Raw genomic sequence first — 5,476 nt, forward strand, 5'->3', positions numbered from 1 at the left:
CGCTTTTTTTGTTATCTTTATGTACTTTTTTCTTTTGTCTTGATACAAAAGAAAAGTACCAAAAAGAAAAAATCAAGGCTGCGCCTGCCCGGCTACTTGACGCCATGCAGACGAGGCCAGGGGGACCATGCGACGTGGTAGTATATTATAATAATAAAAAAATAGAGAGATTGCTTATGAAACAAAAGAAAATGCTTGCGCTTACTTTTTCACAGTTGAAACAAATCTATAATCAAGAAATTCCGGAAGTGGTGGAGATAGCTGATAAGAGCTCTTCTGTGGAAGAGTTCAAGGCTGGGATGCTGCGTTTTTTGGAAATTTGCGGGATAGAAAATGAGGCTGCGGAGGAGGCGAGGGAGCAAATTCGACTCTTACTCGATTATGATGGGCAAAATGTCCATGAACTGTCTACTGGACAGGATATGTCAGTACAGACGATTCGGTTGCTTTATGAGTTTCTGACGGGAACGTTGGAAAATATGGAAATGCCGACGGATTTGTTTATTGAAATTTTCCAGATGTTTAAACGGTTGAAGGGAGAGGTTGTGCCTTTACCATCGCCACAGCGTATCAAAAGCAGGAATGACCGGTGGGAAACGGGATTGGATGAAGAGGTACGTGAAGTGCGGGATGAGAATAAGGAGCGGATGTTGCACTTGCTGATTCAGAAGATTGAAAACAGGAAGTCGAAGCCTTCGGTGCGTTTTCACTTTGAGGAGGGAATGAGTTATGAAGAAAAATACAGGTTGGTCAATGAGTGGTGGAACGATTTCCGCTTTCATTTGGCAATGGCTGTGAAAAGTCCGGGCGAGTTAAATCGATTCCTGGGAAATTCACTTTCTTCAGAGACTATGTATTTGCTTTATCGTGCCCGGAAGAAGGGTATGCCGTTCTTTGCAACTCCTTATTATTTATCGTTGCTTAATGTAACGGGATATGGGTATAATGACGAGACTATTCGGAGTTATATTCTGTATTCTCCACGTTTGGTGGAGACGTATGGAAATATTCGCGCGTGGGAGAAAGAGGATATTGTAGAAGCCGGGAAGCCTAATGCTGCGGGATGGCTTTTGCCGGACGGGCATAACATTCATCGTCGGTATCCGGAGGTGGCTATTCTCATTCCTGACACTATGGGACGGGCTTGCGGAGGACTTTGTGCTTCCTGTCAGCGTATGTATGATTTTCAGAGCGAGCGGTTGAATTTCGAATTTGAGTCATTACGCCCGAAAGAATCATGGGATCGTAAGTTGCGTCGGTTAATGGCTTATTTTGAAGAGGATACGCAGTTGCGGGATATTCTTATTACAGGAGGCGATGCGCTGATGAGTCAGAATAAAACGCTTCAGAATATTCTGGATGCGGTGTATCGGATGGCAGCACGCAAACAAAGGGCGAATCTTGAGCGCAAGGATGGAGAGAAATATGCGGAATTGCAACGGGTACGGTTGGGGTCACGTCTGTTGGCTTATTTGCCGATGCGTATCAATGACGGACTGGTTGATGTTCTGCGGGAATTCAAGGAGAAAGCATCGGCTATCGGTGTGAAACAGTTTATTATTCAGACTCATTTCCAGACACCGCTGGAGGTTACTCCTGAAGCTAAAGAAGCGATTCGGAAGATTCTTTCTGCGGGATGGATTATCACGAATCAGTTGGTATATACGGTGGCTGCTTCACGTCGAGGGCATACAACCCGGCTCCGTCAGGTGCTCAATTCGTTGGGGGTAGTATGTTATTACACTTTCTCGGTTAAGGGATTCAATGAGAATTATGCGGTATTTGCACCCAACAGTCGTTCAATGCAGGAACAACAGGAGGAAAAGATTTATGGCCGTATGACACCGGAACAGGCGGATGAGTTATATAAGATATTAGAGACAAAAGTGGGAATGGAAGAGGAGCCTAAAGAGGATGTTGCCAAGCAATTAAGACGCTTCATGAGAAAGCATCATTTACCTTTCCTTGCCACTGATCGCAGTGTTTTGAATTTACCGGCTATCGGTAAAAGCATGACTTTCCAGTTGGTGGGACTAACAGAAGAAGGAAAACGAATTCTACGCTTCGAACATGATGGCACTCGTCATCATAGCCCGATTATCGATCAGATGGGGCAGATTTATATTGTAGAGAATAAATCGCTAGCTGCTTACCTGCGCCAGTTAGCCAAGATGGGAGAAGATCCGGAAGACTATGCTTCTATCTGGAATTATACGAAAGGAGAAACCGAACCTCGTTTCAGTCTTTACGAGTATCCAGATTTCCCCTTCCGTACAACAGATAAAATGAGTAATTTAAGTATTAAGGAATAAGAAATAAATATTAGATATTAAGTATTAATCGACAAATATCGAGCGTAAATCAGCTGCCTCGGTGGTAATACCTAATACTTGATATTTAATACTTATTTTTCATTCTTTTACCCGTATTACTATATTTGCAATAATTGCAGTTAAGCCTCCGGTGGTGATTCCTGAAGAGAAGATACTTCGAATTGCTTCCGGAGTTTGTTGTAATACGTCCGGCATTAATTCCACACCCAAGCCTAAAGAAAGGCTGACTGCTAATACCAGAGTTTCTTTACGTCCAATTTCTTGTGAGGAGACAATACGGATTCCTGCAGCGGCTACCGTACCGAACATCAATAAAGTGGCACCGCCTAATACAGGATCGGGCATTAAAGAGAATACGGCACCGACGATGGGAAATAAACCCAAAAGGACGAGCATTGCTGCAATATAATAGCCGACATAACGGCTGGCTACTCCAGTCAGTTGAATAATACCGTTGTTTTGTGCAAAGATGGAGTTTGGAAAAGAGTTGAATACACCGGCGAGAAAGGAGTTGAATCCATCCGCCATTACTCCACCGGAAACCCGTTTCAAATAGGAATCTCCTTCAATGGGAAGTCCGGAAATCATAGAGTTGGCAGTCACATCGCCTGTTGCTTCGATTGCTGTGATTAGATAAACCAAGCCAATGGCTATGAAAGAAGATACATTGAAATCAACACCGTATTTGAAAGGTTGGGGAATATTAAAGCTCATCAGCATTTCCACATTCAACGAACTCATATCCACTTTTCCCAAAGCAAATGCCAAAGCATAACCAAGACAAAGTCCGAGCACAATGGAACTCATACGCAGGTATTTATTCCGGCAACGATTAAAAAACAAGACGCTAAGAAGCACCAATCCTGCAATGGACAGATTTTCCCAAGTGGCAAATGTACCGTTATCCATAGCCGCATATCCGCCTCCGCAAGATACAATACCGACCTTTATCAGGCTTAATCCGATCAGCAGTACAACAATACCGGATACCAACGGAGTAATAATATTGCGCAGATACTTGAATGTGCGGCTCACAATCATCTCGATAGGTGCGGCAGCCATACAGGAACCGAATATCAAAGGCAAACCACCCACTAATCCGGTGGCGATGATAGGGCCGATAAAAGAAAAACTGGTACCCTGAATGCAGAGTAACTTTGCTCCTATCGCACCAAAACGACGGCATTGTATGAAAGTTGATACTCCCGAAGCAAAAAGAGACATGGAAACCAGAAAGCTTGTCTTTTCCACATCCAGTTTCAAGGCACTCGCGATGATTAGCGGAGGTGTAATAATTGCTACGAAAATAGCCAGGAGATGTTGTAAAGCCGCAAACAGGGCGTCTTTAAAGGGGGGACGGTCTTCTACGCCGTAGATTAAATCAGTTTTCATTTAACAGGTTGTTCTATATATTTTTAACTTCCGCAAAGGGATAGACAGAGATTTTTCCGGAATTTGGATTTTCTTAGTTCAGTGTCCATTTGAGGGCGAGTGTCGGGATAACATAAAAACCATCACGACCGCCAAAGTTATTACTCAATTCGACTTCGGAGCCAACACTAAGATTGAAATTTTTATTTACTCCTTTGATTTTGTTCAGGTTCACCCAGAATTGTGGTTCGGAGAGGAAGATAGTCTTTCCGTAGTTGGTTTCTTCACGCCACCAGTCGGCAAAGCCGGAGAAAGTGAGCAGATTGCGACAGAAATTTACGTACCACGTACCTGTCAGCTGGAAGTTGTTGGGCGATTGGTGTTTCTGAATATACTTATACATAGCAGTCAGCGTGAAGCCTTTGGAAAAGGAAGCATTATTAAAAGTGTAGGTAGCTCCTGCCAGATAAGCATTTTTATAAGACATGCCTTTCGATAATCCACCGTTATATTCAAGATGTGCAGAGAAAGGACCTTTCCAGAATTTCAGTTCACGGGCTATTTCCCAATAAGCGGAAGCGACACCCTCGGAAGTGTAATCCATATCAACAAAGAAATAAGTGCTTCCCCAAGTATCAGGATGAAACTTCTCCACAGTGGAGGTGAACAGCGGGCGACCTTGCAAATCTTTATCATACAAAGAACGTCCGAAATCATAATGTAGCTGAATGTTTTGCGCCTGCAATCTCGGTACGCCAGAGAGCAACATACAAAGGAAAAGAGCAGAGATAATCTGTTTCATAAGTAAATGTGTTTAAATGAAGATGCAAAAATAGTTAAAGCTACACATATAAGCACATTACTTCTGTCTTTTTTTATTCCAGGTTATTATTTCCCGTATCCCACCAGAGTCTTGTACCTCCATGGTCATCTCCGCCTAAAGCCTCCATAAGAGCAGAATATTGCTCCGGGTCTTCCGTCTGCAATGTACCGGGGAAGTTTAGACGACGCACCATGATCTCCGTGTCAATACATCCGTTTCTGCTATGGTTGAATCGAACGGGAAATAAACGGGGATATCCTGTCCGCCTTTGTTCAGCCCAGGCTTCACAACCTTCCGGGAACATGGCAATCCACTTCTGCGTGATAATCTTCTCCAGTTTGGTCTCCTTATCATCCTGCGGATTCCATTTGGGAGTGACTTTACAACGGGCCTCTATATTATTTTCTTCATCATAAGTGTCTATAAAGCCGGAAGCTGTCAGCTCACTTTTCAGGTAATCCTCCACCCCATAAATTCCCCATTGATGAAAAGAGGTAGTTACGCCGTTCCGGTAACAAGCTTCTTCATCTTCATCAGTCCACCCGCGCAAAGCGGCTTCGGCACGCAGAAACCAGACTTCCGAAGCAGTCATCAGAGGCGCATCGGTGCTTTGCAGGACAAACAGCTTCGACAATCCGGAATAATGACTATGAGCAAAACATGTCCCTTGACGAATTCCACGATATTGTCCTTTCAAAGCTTCATCCGTACAGTGTTCGAAATAAGCTCCAAGACGAGGATCATCATATCCGACCAAGATTGATTCCATGTTAGCACTCATGTAAGTTTCATTCCACACACAGTTAAGTTCTCCCAATGGATTGGTATATCCGGATTTGGTAGAAACGATTGCTCCGCCTGTTTCCGCTTCAAAGAAGCCATAATCGTTTTCTTTTATTTTCTGTATTTCAGCACAAGCCTTATCGGGAGCAACAGAGGCAATACGCAT

At 43.6% G+C, this 5,476-nt stretch carries 4 protein-coding genes; 1 reads left to right on the plus strand and 3 read right to left on the minus strand.

The features are described from left to right. The first annotated feature begins 176 nt into the window (after positions 1-176). A complete protein-coding gene (locus tag ACT8YW_RS21515) occupies positions 177-2,312 on the plus strand; it encodes a KamA family radical SAM protein (RefSeq protein WP_444107093.1) in 2,136 nt (711 codons plus the stop codon). 99 nt (positions 2,313-2,411) lie between these two features. On the opposite strand, the gene ACT8YW_RS21520 is transcribed toward ACT8YW_RS21515, so the two are convergent. From ACT8YW_RS21520 to ACT8YW_RS21530, 3 genes are all read right to left on the minus strand, one after another. Next, positions 2,412-3,725 carry a nucleobase:cation symporter-2 family protein gene (locus ACT8YW_RS21520; RefSeq protein WP_004301959.1) on the minus strand — a complete coding sequence of 438 codons (1,314 nt, stop codon included), beginning with the start codon at positions 3,723-3,725 and terminating at the stop codon, positions 2,412-2,414. A gap of 73 nt (positions 3,726-3,798) precedes the next feature. Continuing rightward, positions 3,799-4,506 carry a nucleoside-specific channel-forming Tsx family protein gene (locus tag ACT8YW_RS21525; RefSeq protein ID WP_004308283.1) on the minus strand — a complete coding sequence of 236 codons (708 nt, stop codon included), beginning with the start codon at positions 4,504-4,506 and terminating at the stop codon, positions 3,799-3,801. Between the two features lie 73 nt (positions 4,507-4,579). Further along, positions 4,580-5,476 (minus strand): SusD/RagB family nutrient-binding outer membrane lipoprotein (locus ACT8YW_RS21530; RefSeq protein WP_444107094.1); only part of this gene is annotated, 897 nt, incomplete at its 5' end.

It is taken from the genome of Bacteroides sp. (assembly GCF_052357945.1).
In the GTDB taxonomy this organism is placed as follows: domain Bacteria; phylum Bacteroidota; class Bacteroidia; order Bacteroidales; family Bacteroidaceae; genus Bacteroides.